The sequence below is a fragment of the Paraburkholderia sp. BL17N1 genome, from assembly GCF_003634175.1.
Classification (GTDB): Bacteria; Pseudomonadota; Gammaproteobacteria; order Burkholderiales; family Burkholderiaceae; genus Paraburkholderia.
The window spans coordinates 87,809-106,017 of record NZ_RBIW01000001.1; the positions used below are offsets into that span (position 1 = coordinate 87,809).

Sequence of the window (18,209 nt, forward strand, 5' to 3'; positions counted from 1 at the left end):
AGGTTGCGATGACGAAAGCCGTTCTGATCACCGGTGGCAGCCGCGGCATTGGCCGCGCGACGGCGCGTTTGCTGGGTGCGCGCGGCTGGTCCGTCGGCGTGAATTACGCACGCAATCTCGCTGCCGCGCAGGACACCGCCGCCGAAGTCGAGCGCGCAGGCGGCCAGGCGTTGACGATTGCCGGCGACGTCGCGAATGAAGCCGACGTGCTCGCAATGTTCGACACGCTTGGGCAGAAGTTCGGCCGGATCGACGCGCTCGTCAACAACGCCGGCATCGTCGCGCCGTCCAGCCAGCTCGCCGATATGGACGTCGCGCGCCTGAAACGCATGTTCGACGTCAACGTGCTCGGCGCGTATCTCTGCGCGCGCGAAGCCGCGCGGCGCATGTCGACGGAGCGTGGCGGCGCGGGCGGCGTGATCGTCAACGTGTCGTCGGCGGCTTCGCGTCTCGGTTCACCGAACGAATACGTCGACTACGCCGGCTCGAAAGGCGCCGTCGACACAATGACGCTCGGACTCGCCAAGGAACTCGGCCCGCGCGGCGTGCGCGTGAACGCGGTGCGCCCCGGCCTGATCGACACCGAGATTCATGCGAGCGGCGGCAAACCCGAACGCGCCGCGCAGCTCGGCGCAACCACGCCGCTGGGCCGTCCCGGCACGGCTGATGAAGTGGCCGAGACCATCGTCTGGTTGTTGAGCGATGCCGCCTCGTATGTGACGGGCGCGCTGCTCGACGTGTCCGGCGGACGCTAGGCGCCCGCCCGCTTACCGCTTTTCCCGTTATAACCGGCCGCATGCATGCACGAGCGCCCGCTTTGCCTTTCCCGAGTGACGCGAACGAACTGGCGTGATTTGCGTGCTTACGCCGAGGGCCGCGAGAGCGGTGATCGACGAATAGTACCGGCGCCGCGCGCCTAGAACGATGAACCGGGCGTACCCAGAAAGGCTATTTCCTCAGCCGTCGAGGGACGCCCGAGCGTCGCATTGCGATGCGGAAAGCGCCCGAAGCGCTCGACGATTTCCGCGTGCCGCACCGCGAACCGGTAGTACGATTTGCCACCCGGCTCCGCTTCCAGTTGCCTGAAAAGACGCAGCGACTCGCGCTGGCCCTCGAGCGTTTCATCGTGCTCGAACGGCAGACAGGCGAACGCGCGATGGTGCACGGTGGGCAACTCGCGGTCGGCGCCACTGGCGACGATTTGCCGCGCGACGAGCAATGCCTTCTGATCGGCAGCAAACGCGCGCGCTGTGCCGCGATGACAATTGCGCGAGAACTGATCCAGCACGATGACGAGCGCCAGCGCGCCGAGCGGTGTTTGCGTCCAGCTATCGAGCGCTGATTCACGCGCCGCGTCAATCAGCGCGCCGAAGCGCTCGCGCAGCATCGCGTCGAAAGCCGCATTGCGTGAAAACCAGATTTTGCGCTCGGTGCCGTATTCCGGCGCGCCCGGTACGCCAAACCAGCAGTCGAGGACCTCGCGCGCTTCCTGAGGCAAGTCAGCGTAGTCCGGCGATGCCGCGCCAGATGCCGAGCCCGACGCGTTAGCCATTCCGGTTGCGCATCCAGTCAGCCGTTTCGAAGAACGAGCCGAGCAGGCGCTCTCTCAGCGGCTCGTCGAGACCGACATCTTCCATCGCCCACGCCATGCACCTGAGCCACTGATCGCGCTCGCTGGAGGCGATCGCGAACGGCAGATGCCGCGCGCGCAAACGCGGATGACCGAAGCGGCTGATGTAATGATCAGGACCGCCCATCCAGCCGCACAGAAACCAGAAGAACTTGTCGCGCGAACCGTCGAGCGATTCGGGATGCAGCGCGCGGATGCCGGCGAAGTCCGCTTCGAGATCCATCAGGTCGTAAAAGCGGTCGACCAGTTCGCGCACGCGCGCTTCGCCGCCCACCAGTTCGAAGGCCGTCGGCTGCGCCGCGGACACCTCGTCGTTCAAATCACTCATACCTGCTCACCAACCGATAAGAAAATTCACGCGTCCCGCAGCGATTGCAGCGCGGGCCGCGCCAGCACATGCCGCAGGCTCAGCCAGCCGCCCACACCGGCGCACGCGATGCCGGCGGCAATGCCCGCCGGCAACAGCCAGGGATTGAAACTCAGATAGAACTCGAACACGCGCGTTGCCAGCACATAGCCGATGGCCTGCGCGCCGGCCGCCGCCATCAAGCCCGCCAATGCACCCACCGCGACGAACTCGGCGATCTGCACCGCCCGCACCTGCCGATGCGACGCGCCCAGCGCGCGCAGCAGCGCGGATTCTCGCATACGCTCATCGCGCGTGCCCGCGAGCGCCGCGTACAGCACGAGCACGCCCGCCGCGAGCGTGAACGCGAACAGGAATTGCACCGCGCCGATCACCTGTTGCAACACGCGCTGCACCTGAGCGAGGATCGGGCCGGTGTCGATGGCCGTGAGGTTCGGATAGGCGGCGATCAGGCCGTCGATGGTCGACTGTTTTTCCTGCGGCAAATGGAAGCTCGTGATGAACGTCGCGGGGAAATCCTGCAATGCCGCGGGCGGCATCAGCACGAAAAAGTTGACCTTGAACGAGCCCCAGTCGAGCTTGCGCACACTCGTGACCGGCGCGTCGATCTGCAAGCCGGTCACGTCGAAACGCAGCATGTCGCCGGGCTTCACGTTGATGAGTTTGGCGAGGCCCTGCTCGATCGAGATCTGCGGCGTTTTCGTGTCGCCGTACCAGGTGCCGGCGGCGAGCCGGTTGTCGTCGGGCAGCTCGGTCGTGTACGAGAGATTGAATTCGCGATCCACCAGACGCTTGGCGTCGTCGCCCTTGAACGAATCGGGGTTGACCGGCTTGCCGTTGATCGCCGTGAGCCGTCCGCGCACCATCGGCGCGAGCACCGTGCCGGGCACGCCGTGCGTGCTCAGATACTGCGTGACGGCGTCGCGCTGGTCGGGCTGGATGTCGATGATGAATTCGTTCGGCGCATCGGGCGGCGTCGATTTGCGCCAGCCGGCCACGAGGTCGTTGCGCGTCATCGCGATCAGCAACAGGCACATCAGCCCGATGCCGAGCGCGGTGATCTGCAATGCGCTGGCGCTGCTGCGCCGTTCGAGCGACGCCAGCGCATAACGCCAGCCGATGCTCGCATTCACACGCTCGCTGCGCACGACCCGCGCCGCGCCCCACAGCGCCAGCCGCGCGATGCACGCGAACACCAGCATCCCGCCCGCGAAACCGCCCGCGACGATTCCGCCGAGCTTCAACTCGCCCGCCGCAATGATCAGCAGCGCGGCGAATAGCGCGATGCCGAGCGCGTAAGCCGCCCACGCCGTGCGCCCTGCTTCGCCCCACTCACGGCGCAGCACGCGCACCGGCGGCACGCGCGTAAGCGGCAACAGAGGCGGCAATGCAAAGCCCAGCAGCAGCACGAGGCCGGCCGCGATGCCTTCGAGCGCCGGCCATGCCGTCGGATAGGGAAGCGCGACGTCGATCAGACTGCCGAGCCACGTGAGCAGCGCGAGATGCCCCAGAAAACCGAGCGCCACACCCAGCGCGCCGCCGATCAACCCGAGCCCGACGAATTCGAGCGTGAAGAGCGCACGCAAAGTCGACTGGCTGACGCCGAGGCAACGCATCGCCGCGCAGCCGTCCAGGTGCCGGCGCATATACCTGTGCGCGGCCATCGCGATCGCCACCGCCGCCAGCAACGCGGTGAGCAGCGAGACGAGCGTGAGGAAGTGGCTCGCGCGGTCGAGCGTCTGGCGCACTTGCGGCTGACCGTCCTGCAACGATTCGAGCGCGACGCCGCGCATCTTGCCGCCGTCCACTCGCTCATGCGCAAACTGCGCGAAACGCTTGACGGACTCGTCCGCGCCCGCGACCAGCAGGCGGTAAGTTACGCGGCTGCCGTAGGTGACGAGACCGGTGGACGGCACGTCGTCGGCGCGCAGCATCAGGCGCGGCGAGAAATTGACGAACGAGAAGCCGCGGTCGAGTTCGCGCGTGATCACCGCGCCGATCGTGAAGTTGCGGCCGCCGACTTTCACGCTATCGCCGACATGCACCTTCAACGCGTCGAGCAGCGCCTGATCGACCCACACAACGCCCGGCGGCGGAATCGAGTGCGCAGGATGGTCCGCCGCGCCCGGCGCCGACGCAATGCGCAACGCGCCGCGCAGCGGATAACCGGGCGACACCGCCTTGATGGCGGCGAGCCGCGAGACCGGCTGCGCGCCGGTCGAATTGATCATGCTGGGAAAGATCGCCGTGCTGGCGGTATTCAGGCCGAGCGCCCTGGCTTGCCCGGCGAATTGCGGATCGACGGGATGATCCGCTCGCACGATGAAGTCGGCGGCAATCATGCGCCGCGCGTCGCGCTCGAGCCCCTGATGCAGACGGTCAGCCAGAAAGCCGACGCTCGATAGCGCCGCGACAGCCAGCACCAGCGCCAGCAGAAGCATCGTCAACTCGCCCGCGCGCCAGTCGCGCGACGTCATGCGAATGGACTGGCGCACCAGATCCATGCCACCGAACCGGCGCGTCGTCGTCGGTAACGCTCTGCGCGCGGCGGAACCCCGTACCGTATCGCTCAATCGTGCCTGCTCCTGGCGAAGCGCGACACCATGTGCGTCGCCATACCGCGAAAACCGCCCTGCACCCCGCGCCAGAGACGCGGCAACGCCCAGCCGGCCAGCATCAGGAAACCGATCATCAGCACCAGAAACACCAGCGGCACGAACAGCGCGAGCAGCATGCCGCCGAACACGAGCCCGTCTTCAGCGGTGGAGGTCACCACATTCGACACCGGTTCCGGCGACAGATTGATCAACGCGCGCGTGCCGGCCTTGGCGAGGTGCGCCGTGCCGGCGAGCGTGCCGCCCGCGAGCGCGGCCACGGTCAGCAGCGCCGGATCGGCATGGCCGAGCGCGCCGGCCGCAAGCACAGCGCCCGCCGGAATACGAATGAAAGTATGGACCGCGTCCCACAGCGAATCGAACGCGGGGATTTTGTCGGCGAGGAATTCGGTGACGGTGAGCACGCCCGCCACGCCGATGACCCACGGCGAGGACAGCGCGGACAGCGTATCGGGGAGATGGACGAGGCCGAGACGGGCGAACACGCCGGCCAGCAGGACTGTCAGATAGAGGCGCAGGCCGCTGCCCCATGAGAGCCCCGCCGCGAGCGAAAGTGATTCAAGCATGGCCGCCTCCAGGCGCGCTGTGCGTGCCGGGCGTTTCGACGGGCCACAAATGGGGCCGAGCATCGAAGTCGTCAGACCCGCGCCAAGCCGGTCGCGCCAAATGGGCCGCGGACAATTTCAGGTTGGATTCGATCTCATTATAGCCACGTTAATTCGCAGAACGCAGAGCGGCGAATAAATGGGCGGCTTTAATGGAGGTGCGGGCCGGGCGCAGACAGATGGCTGACGACGCCCGGCGGCGGTTTGAAGTGCAAGACTCAGTGCCCGGAAGACAGCTTCAGGCCGATCAATCCGATCACGATCAGCGCCGCGCTCGCGACTCGCGCGACGCTCAGCGCCTCGCCCATCATCACGATTCCGAAGATGAACGCACCAACCGCGCCGATCCCCGTCCATACCGCGTACGCGGTGCCGAGCGGCAACTGACGCATGGCCATGGCGAGCAGCACAAAGCTGCCGAGCGCCGTCACGATCGTGAACACGGACGGCCAGAGGCGGGTAAAACCTTCGGAGGTTTTGAGACCGGCTGCCCACGCGACTTCGAGCAACCCGGCAATCAACAGAAGAATCCAGGACATGAGACAGCTCCATGGTCAGATGGGGCCGTCCCCGTTTGTGAATCCGCAAGGTCGTCCTTACGATCTGTAATTATACCAACATCGCCCGAGGCCGCCGGCGGCCGCTCGCTGCCGGGACACGCGTGCCGCCGTGGCAAATTGTCGCCACACGCTCAAATCGCGCCCACCAGCCGGTATCCGACACCCGTCTCCGTGACGATGTGTTCCGGCTGCGCCGGGTCGCGCTCCAGCTTGCCGCGCAGATGCGCCATATAGATGCGCAAATAGTGATGGCTCTCGACATGCGACGGCCCCCACACGTCGCGCAGCAACTGGCGATGCGTCAGCACCCGGCCGGCGTGGCGCACGAGCGTCGCCAGCAGCCGGTATTCGATCGGCGTCAGATGGACCGCCGCGCCATCGCGGCTCACCTGCCGCAAGGCCAGATCGACCATGACCGTGCCGAAGCGCACTTGCGGCGTCTCGTTCGCGCCGCCCTGATTGCGCCGCCGCATGTGCGCGCGAATCCGTGCCAGCAATTCGGACACGCCGAACGGCTTGGTGAGATAGTCGTCCGCGCCGGCATCGAGCGCGGCGACTTTCTCGCTTTCCTGGGTGCGCGCCGACAGCACGATCACCGGCAGCTCGCTCCAGCCGCGCAGTTCGCGGATCACGTCGAGACCGTCGGTGTCGGGCAGGCCGAGATCGACGATCACCAGATCCGGCTTGCGCGTCGCGGCTTCGACAAGACCCTGCTTGCCGGTTTCGGCATCGTGCACGACGATGCCCTCGCCTTCCAGCGCGGTTCGCACAAAGCGGCGAATCTGCTTTTCGTCTTCAATCAGGACGACGGTGATGCTCGGGTCACTCATGACTAGGCTTGGAAAGCGAATTAAGAGTTGAATCGCTGGCGGTGTCGGCGCGGGTCAAGGAATCGGCGCCTTCGTTTTCCAATGCATCCGGTGCGTCGGGCTGTGTGTCCACCGGCAGCGTGAACCAGAAGCGCGCGCCCTCGACACGGCCGTCCGCCGCAACGCGATTGAGCGCGCCGATTGTACCGCCGTGCGCTTCCACGATCGCGCGGCAGATTGCGAGTCCCAGGCCGATGCCCGGCTTGGCCGACTCCTTCTCGCCGCGCGTGAATTTCTCGAACACGCGCGCTTCCATGCCGGCCGGCAGGCCCGGGCCGCTATCGTCCACAGTCACGCGCACGAACGACTTGCCGTCCGTATCGAGACGCTGCGCGCCGATCGTCAGCGGCGTGGCCGGTGCGGTGTATTTGGCGGCGTTCTCGAACAGGTTGGAGAAGAGGCGCTCCATCAGCACGGCGTCGAGGTGCAAGAGCGGCAGATCGGCGGGCAGTTTCACCTGCACCGGATGATCCGCCAGCACGCGTTTGCACGCGCGCAGCGCGGCGCCTACCGTCTCTTCCAGCAGCGTCCATTGCTGGTTCAGTTGCAGACTGCCCGCCTGCAACCGCGCCATGTCGAGCAGATTCGTAACGATGCCGGTCATGCGCAGCGCTTCCTCGTGAATCGCTTCGACCAACTCACGGTTGGGCTGCGACTCGGGCGCTTGCTCCAGCATCGACGAAAAGCCGACGATGGTCGTCAACGGTGTGCGCAGATCGTGCGAGATCGCCGACAGCAACGAGTTGCGCAAGCGCTCCGATTCCATGTTGACGAGCGCATCGCGCGCGATGTCGACGTAATGCACCCGCTCAAGCGCCAGTGCGATCTGCGCGGCGAACGCGTCGAGCATGCGCTGCTGCTCGGGCACGTCGAGCTCGCCTTCGTTGCGCATCACGACAGCGAGCACGCCGCGCGTGCGCATCGGCGCCTTCAACGGCAGGTAAAGCGCGGCGGCGGCCGGCAGCGTGTCGGTGCCGTGGCCGGCCGGCTTCTGCTGATCGTAGACCCATTGGCCGACATCGCTATCGAGCATCTCGCCTTCGAGCGTGATCGCCGCGTCGGGATCCTCGATCTTCTGCTTCACCTGATCGGCGCTGTCCGGCAACAGAATCGCCACGCGCGCGCCGAACACCTCGCTGACATGACGGCTGCCGATACCGACGATCTGTTCCGTGGTCAGCGCCGCGGCCAGTTCGCGCGCCATCGCGTACATCGCGCCGGTGCGCTGCTCGCGGCGCCGCGCCACGCTCGCCTCGTGGCGCAGGCTCGAGGTGAGATGGCTGATCACCAGCGAGGTCAGCAGCATGCCGAAGAAGGTCAGCAGATATTGCGTATCGGAGACCGACAGCGACATGCGCGGCGGCACGAAGAAGAAATCGAACGCGGCCACGCTCATGAACGACAGCAGCACGCCGGGCCCGCGCCCCAGCTTCACCGCCGCGAAGATCACGCCGAGCAGATACAGCATGACGAGATTGGTCAGATCGATATGGTCGATCAACTGGCTGGCCAGCAACGTGATGGCCGCGCAGATCAACAGCGCGAAACCGTAGGCGCGCGGCGGCGAGCGGCGCTCGCGCGCCGCGCTCAGCGCCTCGCGCCATGCGTTCGCGGTGGTGTTCAACAGATGCCGATGCTCGCCGCCGTCGCGCTCGGACGAGGCGCGAATCAACGTGAGATCGAGATCGCCCGCGTTTTCGGCGATCCGTTCGCCGAGCGGACGACGCAGCCAGCGCCTCAAGCCCGTGCGTGCCGACGCGCCGGCCACCAGCTTCGACACGTTGCGCGCCTGCGCGTAGCCGATCAACGCGACAGCCGCGTCGGCGGCCGCGAGCGTGGCGGTTTCGGCGCCGAGTTCCGCGGCGAGCTTCAACGCGTTGAGCGTGCGTTCGCGGCGCGCATCCGGCAAACGCTGCAAGGCCGGCGTCTCCACATAGACGGCAATCCAGTCGGCCTTCAGGCTGGCAGCCAGACGCGCCGCCGCGCGCACCAGCATTGGCGCTTCCGGGCCGGGGCCGACGCACACCAGCAAGCGCTCGCGCGCCTGCCAGATGCGCTGGATCGAACGGTCAGCGCGGTACTCGTGCATTTGCGCATCGACGCGATCCGCGGTGCGGCGCAACGCCAGCTCCCGCAGCGCGATCAGATTGCCTTTGCGAAAGAAGTTGCGCACCGCGCGCTCGGCCTGCTGCGGCATATACACCTTGCCGTCGCGCATCCGGTCGAGCAGTTCCTCGGCGGGCAGGTCGACCAGCGTGACTTCGTCGGCACGGTCGAACACGCGGTCCGGCACCGTCTCCCAGACCCGAATGCCGGTGATCTGGCCGACCACGTCGTTCAGACTTTCGAGGTGCTGGACATTGACCGTCGTATAGACGTCGATGCCCGCGTCGAGCAGCTCATACACATCCTGCCAGCGCTTCAGATGCCGCGCGCCTTGCACATTCGAATGCGCGAGTTCGTCGACGAGAATCAGCGCCGGCTTGCGGGCCAGCGCGGCGTCGAGATCGAACTCGTTGAGCTTGCGGCCGCGATATTCGATATGCGCGAGCGGCAGCACGTCGAGACCGTCGAGCAGCGCCGCGGTTTCAGTGCGGCCATGCGTTTCGGCGATACCGACCACCACGTCCGCGCCTTCGTCATGACGGCGGCGCGCGGCCTGCAACATCGCATAGGTTTTGCCGACGCCCGCCGACGCGCCGAAAAAAATCTTCAGCCTGCCTCGCTGACGTTTTTCTTCGTCGCGTTGCAGCTTGTCGAGCAACTCATCGGGATCGGGGCGGTTCATGCTCAATGGTTTTCATCGTTGGACGAGCGTCGGTGTATGCATGGTGGCACGGCGTCGGCGCGGCCGCAAATAACGGGCACTGTCGCGTCTATTGCGTGGCGCCGTCAAAAGGTAAAGGCGGAGTCGCGCGGACGCCGCCTTTGTGAAGCGAAGCGCTGTTGCGTTACGTCGATCAGCCGTGCTTCATCTCGTCCAGCGCCAGGTTCAGTTGCAGCACGTTCACGCGCGGCTCGCCGAGAATACCGAACTGACGGCCGCTCGTATAACGATCCACCAGCGCCTGCACGTCATTCGCTGCGAGCTTGCGTGCCTTGGCGACGCGTTCGATCTGATAAGCCGCTGCGGCGGGGCTGATCTCCGGGTCGAGACCGCTGCCCGACGACGTCACCAGATCAACCGGCACCGGCTTCGACATATCGGTGCCGGCGGCTTTCAATGCGTCGAGGCGGCCTTTGATTTCATCGAGCAACGCCGGATTGGTCGGGCCGAGGTTCGAGCCGCCCGAACCCTGCGCGTTGTACGGCATCGGACTGGTGGCCGACAGGCGGCCCCAGAAGTATTGCGGCGCATCGAACTGCTGGCCGATCAGCTTCGAGCCGACCACCTTGCCGTCCTGTTCGAGCATGCTGCCGTTGGCCTGATCGTGGAAGGCCGCCTGACCGACCGCGGTCATCACGGCGGGATAAGCAAGTCCGGTGACGGCGGCGAGCACCGCGAAGATCACGATCAACGGACGCAACAGATTTTTCATGATGAATGATTCCTTGTGAACTGGCGAACTGGCGCACTGGCGCACTAACGCTTAGACCCAACCGAATGCGGCCAGCACCATATCGATCAGCTTGATGCCGATAAACGGCACGATGATCCCGCCCAAACCGTAGATCAGCAGATTGCGGCGCAGCAGGATCGACGCGCCCAGCGCGCGATAACGCACGCCCTTGAGCGCCAGCGGAATCAGCAGCACGATGATCAGCGCGTTGAAAATCACCGCCGACATGATCGCCGAGGTCGGCGTGGCCAGATGCATCACGTTGAGCGCATTCAGCGCCGGATAGGTCGTGGCGAACGCGGCCGGAATGATCGCGAAGTATTTGGCGACGTCGTTGGCAATCGAGAACGTGGTGAGCGAACCGCGCGTCATCAGCATCTGCTTGCCGATCTCCACGATCTCGATCAGCTTGGTCGGATTCGAATCGAGGTCGACCATGTTGCCCGCTTCCTTCGCGGCCTGCGTGCCGGTGTTCATCGCCACCGCGACGTCGGCCTGCGCGAGCGCCGGGGCGTCGTTGGTGCCGTCGCCGGTCATCGCGACGAGGCGCCCTTCGGCCTGGTGCGCGCGGATCGTGGCGAGTTTCGCTTCCGGCGTGGCTTCGGCGAGGAAATCGTCGACCCCGGCTTCCGCGGCAATCGCCGCCGCCGTCAGGCGGTTGTCGCCCGTCACCATGATGGTCTTGATGCCCATCTTGCGCAGTTCGGCGAAACGTTCCTTGATGCCGCCCTTCACCACGTCCTTCAACTCGATCACGCCGAGCACGCGCGCGCCCTGCTCGCCTTTCTCGGCGACCACCAGCGGCGTGCTGCCGCGCCGCGCGACGTCGGCCACGGCGTTGCTGACTTCATTCGGGAAACGGCCGCCGTTGGCTTCGACGTAGTTCTTCACCGCGTCGGCCGCGCCCTTGCGAATTTCACGGCCCGGCAGATCGACGCCGCTCATGCGCGTTTGCGCGGTGAATGCGAGGAAGGTGGCATGCAGCGAGGCCATATCGCGTTGACGGATGTTGAAGCGCTGCTTCGCCAGCACGACAATGCTGCGGCCTTCCGGCGTTTCGTCGGCAAGCGACGACAGTTGCGCGGCATCCGCGAGCGCTTCTTCCGTCAAGCCCGGCGCGGGCACGAACTGCGAAGCCTGGCGATTGCCGAGCGTGATGGTGCCGGTCTTGTCGAGCAACAGCACATCAACGTCGCCGGCGGCTTCCACGGCGCGACCCGAGGTGGCGATCACGTTCGCCTGCATCATGCGGCTCATGCCGGCCACGCCGATCGCCGACAGCAAACCACCGATGGTGGTCGGAATCAGACATACCAACAGAGCGACTAGTGCAGTAATCGTCACCACGTGGCCCGCTTTCGCCGCTTCGACCGAAAACATCGAGAACGGCAGCAGCGTCGCGGTCGCGAGCAGCATCACGATCGTCAAGGCGACCAGCAGAATCGTCAGCGCGATTTCATTCGGCGTCTTCTGACGCTTCGCGCCTTCCACCATCGCGATCATGCGGTCGAGGAATGCTTCGCCCGGATTCGCGGTGACGCGCACCACGATCCAGTCCGACAGCACGCGCGTGCCGCCCGTCACCGACGAAAAGTCGCCGCCCGACTCGCGGATCACCGGCGCGGATTCGCCCGTGATCGCCGATTCGTCGACCGACGCGACACCATCGATCACTTCGCCGTCGGCCGGGATTACGTCGCCGGTTTCGACCAGCACCACGTCGCCCTTGCGCAGATCGGAAGCCGTCAGAATGCGGATCGGCGACTTCGGATGCGGCTCGTTCAGCTTCTTGGCCATCACGTCTTTCTTCGCGCTGCGCAGCGACGCCGCCTGGGCCTTCGAACGGCCTTCGGCGAGCGCTTCCGCGAAGTTGGCGAACAGCACCGTGAACCACAGCCACAGCGTGACCGCGAGAATGAAGCCCGCGGGCGCCTCGGCCTGGTCGCCGAGCGCGGCGATCCAGAGAATGGTCGTGAGAATGCTGCCCACGTACACGCAGAACATCACCGGATTGCGGAACTGCGTGCGCGGCGTCAGCTTCTTGAAGGAGTCCACGATCGCCGGGCGCAGCAGCGCTGGGTCGAACATGGACCGGGTTGCATTATGTTCAGTCATTGAATCCTCGAATTTCCCGTTTGCGCCTGTTCAGTCGTTGGTCGCGTGTGCCATCCCGACGGGCCGCCTCAATGGGCGCCCATCATGATCAGATGTTCGACACCAGGACCGAGCGCGAGCGCGGGCACATAAGTCAGCGCGCCGACCAGCAGCACCGTGCCGAGCAACAGCACGACGAAGAGCGGTCCATGCGTGGGCAGCGTGCCGCCCGTCACGCCAATGCGCTTTTTCGCGGCCAGCGAACCGGCAATCGCGAGCACCGGAATGATCGTGCCGAAGCGGCCGAACCACATCGCGATTGCGGTGAGCCAGTTGTAGAACGGCGTGCTTACGGTGAGGCCCGCGAACGCGCTGCCGTTGTTATTGGCCGCCGAACTGAACGCATAGAGGATTTCGGAGAAACCGTGCGCGCCGGGGTTGGCGATGCCCGCCTTGCCCGCGTCGCTCAATACCGCGATCGACGTGCCGACCAGAACCAGCAGCGGCGTGAGCAGCACGACGATCGACACCATCTTCATCTCGTACGCTTCGATCTTCTTGCCCACGTATTCCGGCGTGCGGCCGATCATCAGGCCCGCCACGAACACAGCCAGCATCGCGAATACGAGCATCCCGTACATGCCGGAACCCACGCCGCCGAAGATCACTTCGCCGAGCTGCATCAGCAGCATCGGATAGAGGCCGCCGATCGGCGTCAGCGAGTCGTGCGTGTTGGTGACCGCGCCGCACGAAGCTGCGGTGGTCGCGACCGTGAAGATGCCCGACTGCGCGATGCCGAAACGCGTCTCCTTGCCTTCCGCATTGCCGCCCGATTGCAGCGCGTTAGCCGACTGGTCGACATGCAAGGCGGCAATGGCCGGATTGCCGGCCTGCTCCGCGCTGATCTCGCCGAACACGCAGACCGCAAACGCGATCGTCATGGCGGCGAGCACGGCCACGCCCTGCTTGCGGTCCGCAATCATGCGGCCGAACACCAGCGCGAGCGACGCGGGGATAATCAGGATCGAGAAGATCTGCAGGAAGTTCGAGAACGGCGTCGGGTTCTCGAACGGATGCGCCGAGTTGCCGTTGAAGAAGCCGCCGCCGTTGGTGCCGAGCATCTTGATCGCTTCCTGCGACGCGACCGGGCCCATGGCGAGGGTTTGCGTCTTCACAGGCGTATCGACCGTGACCGGATTGCCCTTGGCGTCCTTCACCGGGTTGCCTTGCGCGTCGAGTTTCGGCGCGGCATAGGTGGTGGTTTGCAGCGTCGGCACGTCCTGATAGGCCTTGAAGTTCTGAATCACCCCTTGGCTCATCAACAGCGCCGCGACGATCGCCGCCATCGGCAGCAACACGTACAGCGTCACGCGGGTCAGATCGACCCAGAAGTTGCCGATGGTTTGTGCCGTGTGACGCGCAAAGCCGCGAATCAGCGCAATCACCACCACGATGCCGGTGGCCGCCGAGAAGAAGTTCTGCACGGTGAAACCGAGCATCTGCGTTAGATAACCTACCGTCTGCTCGGGCGTGTAATCCTGCCAGTTCGTGTTGGTCACAAAACTGATTGCCGTGTTGAACGCGCCGTCGACCGTCATCGGGCCGAACTGCTGCGGGTTGCCCGGCAGCCAGCCTTGCACGCGCAACAGCAGGTAGAGAAACGCGACGCCGAGCACGTTGAAGGCGATCGTGGCGATCGCGTAGTGCTTCCAGCTCATTTCCTTCGACGGATCGACGCCCGCGATGCGATACAGCAGACGTTCGACGGGACCGCCGAAGCGGACCACGCGCGAACTGCCGTCCATCACGGCGCTCAGATAGCGGGCCATCGGCACCGCGGCTGCCAGCAGCACGACGATGAAGAGGCCCGCTTGCAGGACATTGTTCGAGTTCATTCAATGTCCTCCGCGCGCAACAGCGCATAGACCAGATAGGCGAACAGCAGCGCGGTCGCCGCGCCCGATAACCACAGAATCCAGTTCATGAGCGCGCTCCCTGCCCACGGCGGAACTGCATCAACTTCTCGCAGCCGGCAATCAACGCGAAGGTCAGCGCGGCAAACAGCACCAGCCCTCCGACATACAGCACATCCATTTTTGTTCTCCATTACACGGACTTTGGATAGCCGCAACGTTATGCCGATCCGTGTAAAGGCCTGGTCAAAGATGGAGTGGCGTGTATAAAAATCGCGTAAACGAACAAGGCTGTTCCATCCTGCGATGGAACAGCCTTGGGTGGGCTGCGTCAGGCTTTGCGGCGTGCGGCGCCGGTTTGACCAGGGCTTGGGCGGGTTCGTCGATGTGCGTTCGTTTTATACGGCCGTCGCTATCGCGCTCGGGTCGTCGTCGTCCGTTACGGCAGGAGCACCGTCGAGCCCGTTGTGCGGCGCCCTTCGAGATCCGCATGCGCTTGGCCAACGTCCGACAAAGCGTAACGCTGATTGATGCTCGTCTTGACCTCGCCCGACACCAGCACGTCGAACAACTCGGTGGACATTGCCTCGTAATCGCTGCGTTTGGCGATGTAGGTAAAGAGCGTCGGCCGCGTGAAAAACAGTGAGCCACGTCCGGCGAATTCCGACGAATCGATCGGCGGCAACGGCCCCGACGCATTGCCGAAGCTCACGAACATGCCGAGCGGCGCGAGGCAATCGAGCGAGCCCGTAAACGTGTCTTTACCGATCGAGTCGTACACCACCGGCACGCCCGCGCCGTTGGTGATCTCGCGCACGCGTTTGGTGAAGTTCTCGCGCGTGTAGACGATCGCGTGGTCGCAACCGTGCGCCTTGGCGATCTCCGCTTTCTCATCCGAGCCGACTGTGCCGATCACCGTCGCGCCGAGCGCCTTCGCCCACTGGCATGCCAGCAGACCGACGCCGCCCGCCGCGGCCTGGATCAGGATCGTGTCGCCGGCTTTCACGGGATACGTGCGGCGCAGCAGATATTGCGCGGTGAGGCCTTGCAGCATCACCGAGGCGGCCTGCTCGTCGCTCAACGCGTCGGGTACTTTCACCGCTTGCGCCGCCTGCAGCACACGCTCCTGCGCATACGCGCCAGGCGGACGTCCCACGTACGCGATGCGATCGCCCACTTTCAGACCGCTGACGCCCGAGCCGAGCGCCGTCACTTCGCCGGCCGCTTCCATGCCGAGACCGCCGGGCAACGGCAACGGATAGAGACCCGTGCGGAAGTACACGTCGATATAGTTCAGCCCGACCGCCGTCTGCCTGACGCGGATCTCGCCCGCGCCCGGTTCGCCGACTTCGACGTCGACCCACTTCATCACTTCGGGACCGCCGGTTTTATCGAATCGGATTGCTTTGACCATCACGTCTCCTTGAGGTTGGTTTTGATTCAGGCGTGCCGGGAGCGAAAGCTCAAACCTGTTGCGTGAGGCGCAAGGTCAGCGAGTCGAGCACCATGCGCGCCGTCGAAATGTTGGTTGCGCACGGAATGTTGTGCACGTCGCACGCGCGCACCAGCGCGTTGATGTCCGGCTCATGCGGCTGCGGCGTCATTGGGTCGCGCAGGAAGATCACCATGCCCACGCGCCCTTCCGCGAGTTGCGCGCCGATCTGCAGATCACCGCCGTGCGGACCGGACAACATCCGCTCGACCACGAGGCCGTGCGCGTCGGCGATGCGCCCGCCGGTCGTGCCGGTCGCCACGATGTCGCAGCGCCTGAGCGTGTCGACGTATTCGCCGGCCAGTTTGACGATGTCGTCCTTCTTGTGATCGTGCGCGATCAGCGCGATGCGGGTGGTCATGACGTAAGACTCCTGAAACCGTTGTGATTGTCGTTGTTGTGGTGATGCTTGTGGTGATGCTTGTGGTGATGCTTTAGGACGTGCCGTTCAGAACGTTCCGGGATAGGCGCCGCCGTCGATCAGCCAGTTTTGTCCGGTGATATAGCCGGCATGCACGCTGCACAGGAACGCGCAGGCAGCGCCGAATTCCTCGCGGGTGCCAAAACGGCCGGCGGGAATCGTCTTCGTGCGCTGCTTGCGCGCCTCGTCGACGGAAATGTTCTGCGCCTTGGCTTGCGCCGCGAAGGTGACGCCGATGCGGTCGGTGTCGAACAGCCCCGGCAGCAGGTTGTTGATGGTCACACCGGTGGGCGCGACCTTGCGCGCGAGTCCCGCGACGAAGCCGGTCAGCCCCGAGCGCGCGCCATTGGACAGCCCGAGCACGTCGATCGGCGCCTTCACCGCCGAACTCGTGATATTGACGATGCGCCCGTAACCTTTCGCGCTCATCGAGTCGATGGTCGCGCGTATCAGCTCGATCGGCGTGAGCATGTTGCTTTCGAGCGCACGGATCCAGTCTTCGTGCGTGAAGTCGCGGAAGTCGCCCGGCGGCGGGCCGCCCGCGTTGTTGACCAGAATGTCCGGCTGCGGACAGACGGCGAGCGCCGCGGCCCGGCCTTCCGGCGTGGTAATGTCGCACGCCACCGTCTTCACTTCCACGCCGCTTTGCTTGCGAATCTCGGCCGCGGTCGCCTCCAGCGTCTCCGCGGTGCGCGCGACGATCGTCAGGTTGACGCCTTCGGCGGCGAGCGCTTCCGCGCAGCCGCGCCCCAGGCCTTTGCTGGCCGCGCAGACCAGCGCGGTGCGTCCTGCGATTCCCATGTCCATATGTGTGCTCCTCGTGAAGTTGTGCCGCGTGCGAGACACCGGGCCGCCGCAAGTTTTCTTACGTTCCTCAGAGGCCTGGCGTAAAGCGACAGGTCCGGGCTGCATTCTGGCGAAACCGCGGACCGCCTCGCGCGCTCTCCCCTCGGCCTCGGCCCCGGCGAGATATCCCGGACCCTCGCGCGGCAAGTTTCCCCGATTCTAGAAGAATCGGTGCCGGACTGCGGCGGGCCGCTGCAATCTCCGGTATCTTCCGGCGGCACTCTTTCGGTAAACTTGCGCCGTGGCGCGTCCGCCAGCCTGCCGGTTTCCCGGCCGCGCGGCGCGCCGAACCGATCCCTCTAGCCGCCCCGTGCGCACCCGCCATGACCCAGGACAGCCGTTTTCCCAATCTCTTCATCCTCGATCACCCGCTGATCCAGCACAAGCTGTCGCATATGCGCGACCGGGATACCTCGACTCGCACGTTCCGCGAACTGCTGCGTGAAATCACGCTGCTGATGGGCTACGAGATCACCCGCAACCTGCCCATGACCACGCGCCGCCTGACCACGCCGCTCGTCGAAATCGACGCGCCGGTGATCGCCGGCAAGAAGCTGGCGATCGTACCGGTGCTGCGGGCCGGCATCGGCATGTCGGACGGCTTGCTGGAACTGGTGCCGTCGGCGCGGGTGGGCCACATCGGCGTGTACCGTGCCGAAGATCATCGCCCGGTCGAATATCTGGTGCGTCTGCCCGACCTCGAAGACCGCGTGTTCATCCTGTGTGATCCGATGGTCGCCACCGGCTACTCCGCCGTGCACGCGGTCGACGTGCTCAAGCGCCGCAACGTGGCCGGCGAGAACATCATGTTCCTCGCGCTGGTCGCCGCCCCCGAAGGCGTGCAGGTGTTCCAGGACGCCCATCCGGACGTCAAGCTGTATGTCGCCTCGCTCGATTCGCATCTGAACGAGCACGCGTACATCGTGCCGGGTCTCGGCGACGCCGGCGACCGCCTGTTCGGCACGAAAAACTGAAAGCGGCCTGAAAAACGCGTGACGGCGCGCGCCGGCCGCCGTCATCACGCACTTTTCGCGGCGTTCGCCGCTATCTCGTCCTCTGCCGCCCCCCTGCGGCGTGATAAAATTCGAATCCGCTCAAAGAGCGGCTCAACTCGCATTACCGTCGACCACACCGCCAGGCGCATCGCGCCTTTCGCGGGGCCTGGCAGGCCGGCGCGGCGTTTGCCGCGTGCCAGCCGCACCGCCCCGTCCCAATCGCGCTGCCGACTCGCGGTCCC

At 65.4% G+C, this 18,209-nt stretch carries 17 protein-coding genes; 2 read left to right on the top strand and 15 right to left on the bottom strand.

Features of this window, described 5'->3' with window-relative positions; translation table 11 throughout:
- The first annotated feature begins 8 nt into the window (after positions 1 to 8).
- Positions 9 to 755: an SDR family oxidoreductase gene (locus B0G82_RS00425; protein ID WP_121306326.1), complete on the top strand. Its 747-nt coding sequence runs from the start codon at positions 9 to 11 to the stop codon at positions 753 to 755.
- A 161-nt stretch (positions 756 to 916) separates the two neighbouring features.
- On the opposite strand, the gene B0G82_RS00430 is transcribed toward B0G82_RS00425, so the two are convergent.
- From B0G82_RS00430 to B0G82_RS00500, 15 genes are all read right to left on the bottom strand, one after another.
- Positions 917 to 1,552: a DUF924 family protein gene (locus B0G82_RS00430; RefSeq protein ID WP_121306327.1), complete on the bottom strand. Its 636-nt coding sequence runs from the start codon at positions 1,550 to 1,552 to the stop codon at positions 917 to 919.
- Entirely contained in the window at positions 1,545 to 1,958 is a 414-nt protein-coding gene (locus B0G82_RS00435) for a group II truncated hemoglobin (RefSeq protein ID WP_012432350.1), read from the bottom strand. Before B0G82_RS00435 ends, B0G82_RS00430 begins: the two co-directional genes overlap by 8 nt.
- 26 nt (positions 1,959 to 1,984) lie before the next feature.
- Positions 1,985 to 4,570 carry an FtsX-like permease family protein gene (locus B0G82_RS00440; protein ID WP_199730042.1) on the bottom strand — a complete coding sequence of 862 codons (2,586 nt, stop codon included), beginning with the start codon at positions 4,568 to 4,570 and terminating at the stop codon, positions 1,985 to 1,987.
- Positions 4,567 to 5,178 (bottom strand): DUF4126 domain-containing protein, encoded by a 612-nt coding sequence (locus B0G82_RS00445; protein WP_012432348.1) that lies wholly within the window; start codon positions 5,176 to 5,178, stop codon positions 4,567 to 4,569. The genes B0G82_RS00440 and B0G82_RS00445 overlap by 4 nt, the downstream gene beginning before the upstream one ends.
- 257 nt (positions 5,179 to 5,435) lie before the next feature.
- A complete protein-coding gene (sugE, locus tag B0G82_RS00450) occupies positions 5,436 to 5,756 on the bottom strand; it encodes a quaternary ammonium compound efflux SMR transporter SugE (RefSeq protein WP_116119413.1) in 321 nt (106 codons plus the stop codon).
- Between the two features lie 152 nt (positions 5,757 to 5,908).
- Positions 5,909 to 6,607 (bottom strand): two-component system response regulator KdpE, encoded by a 699-nt coding sequence (gene kdpE / locus B0G82_RS00455; protein ID WP_106280323.1) that lies wholly within the window; start codon positions 6,605 to 6,607, stop codon positions 5,909 to 5,911.
- Positions 6,600 to 9,434: a DUF4118 domain-containing protein gene (locus B0G82_RS00460; protein ID WP_116142465.1), complete on the bottom strand. Its 2,835-nt coding sequence runs from the start codon at positions 9,432 to 9,434 to the stop codon at positions 6,600 to 6,602. Before B0G82_RS00460 ends, kdpE begins: the two co-directional genes overlap by 8 nt.
- A 172-nt stretch (positions 9,435 to 9,606) precedes the next feature.
- Positions 9,607 to 10,185: a potassium-transporting ATPase subunit KdpC gene (kdpC, locus tag B0G82_RS00465; RefSeq protein WP_116142466.1), complete on the bottom strand. Its 579-nt coding sequence runs from the start codon at positions 10,183 to 10,185 to the stop codon at positions 9,607 to 9,609.
- Between the two features lie 51 nt (positions 10,186 to 10,236).
- Entirely contained in the window at positions 10,237 to 12,321 is a 2,085-nt protein-coding gene (gene kdpB, locus B0G82_RS00470) for a potassium-transporting ATPase subunit KdpB (RefSeq protein WP_121306328.1), read from the bottom strand.
- A 68-nt stretch (positions 12,322 to 12,389) separates the two neighbouring features.
- Positions 12,390 to 14,195 (bottom strand): potassium-transporting ATPase subunit KdpA, encoded by a 1,806-nt coding sequence (gene kdpA / locus B0G82_RS00475; protein ID WP_121306329.1) that lies wholly within the window; start codon positions 14,193 to 14,195, stop codon positions 12,390 to 12,392.
- Entirely contained in the window at positions 14,192 to 14,284 is a 93-nt protein-coding gene (gene kdpF / locus B0G82_RS00480; protein ID WP_007583461.1) for a K(+)-transporting ATPase subunit F, read from the bottom strand. Before kdpF ends, kdpA begins: the two co-directional genes overlap by 4 nt.
- Complete coding sequence (locus B0G82_RS00485; protein ID WP_007175652.1) at positions 14,281 to 14,394, bottom strand: hypothetical protein; 114 nt, start codon at positions 14,392 to 14,394, stop codon at positions 14,281 to 14,283. The genes kdpF and B0G82_RS00485 overlap by 4 nt, the downstream gene beginning before the upstream one ends.
- 258 nt (positions 14,395 to 14,652) lie before the next feature.
- Complete coding sequence (locus tag B0G82_RS00490) at positions 14,653 to 15,627, bottom strand: quinone oxidoreductase (protein WP_121306330.1); 975 nt, start codon at positions 15,625 to 15,627, stop codon at positions 14,653 to 14,655.
- Positions 15,628 to 15,676: 49 nt separating this feature from the next.
- Entirely contained in the window at positions 15,677 to 16,066 is a 390-nt protein-coding gene (locus tag B0G82_RS00495; RefSeq protein ID WP_121306331.1) for a methylglyoxal synthase, read from the bottom strand.
- An 87-nt stretch (positions 16,067 to 16,153) separates the two neighbouring features.
- Positions 16,154 to 16,933 (bottom strand): SDR family oxidoreductase, encoded by a 780-nt coding sequence (locus tag B0G82_RS00500; protein WP_106280311.1) that lies wholly within the window; start codon positions 16,931 to 16,933, stop codon positions 16,154 to 16,156.
- A gap of 362 nt (positions 16,934 to 17,295) precedes the next feature.
- Between B0G82_RS00500 and upp the strand changes: the two genes are divergently transcribed.
- Positions 17,296 to 17,946, top strand: coding sequence for a uracil phosphoribosyltransferase (upp, locus tag B0G82_RS00505; protein WP_012432337.1), 651 nt, complete (start codon positions 17,296 to 17,298; stop codon positions 17,944 to 17,946).
- The last annotated feature ends 263 nt before the right edge of the window (positions 17,947 to 18,209 follow it).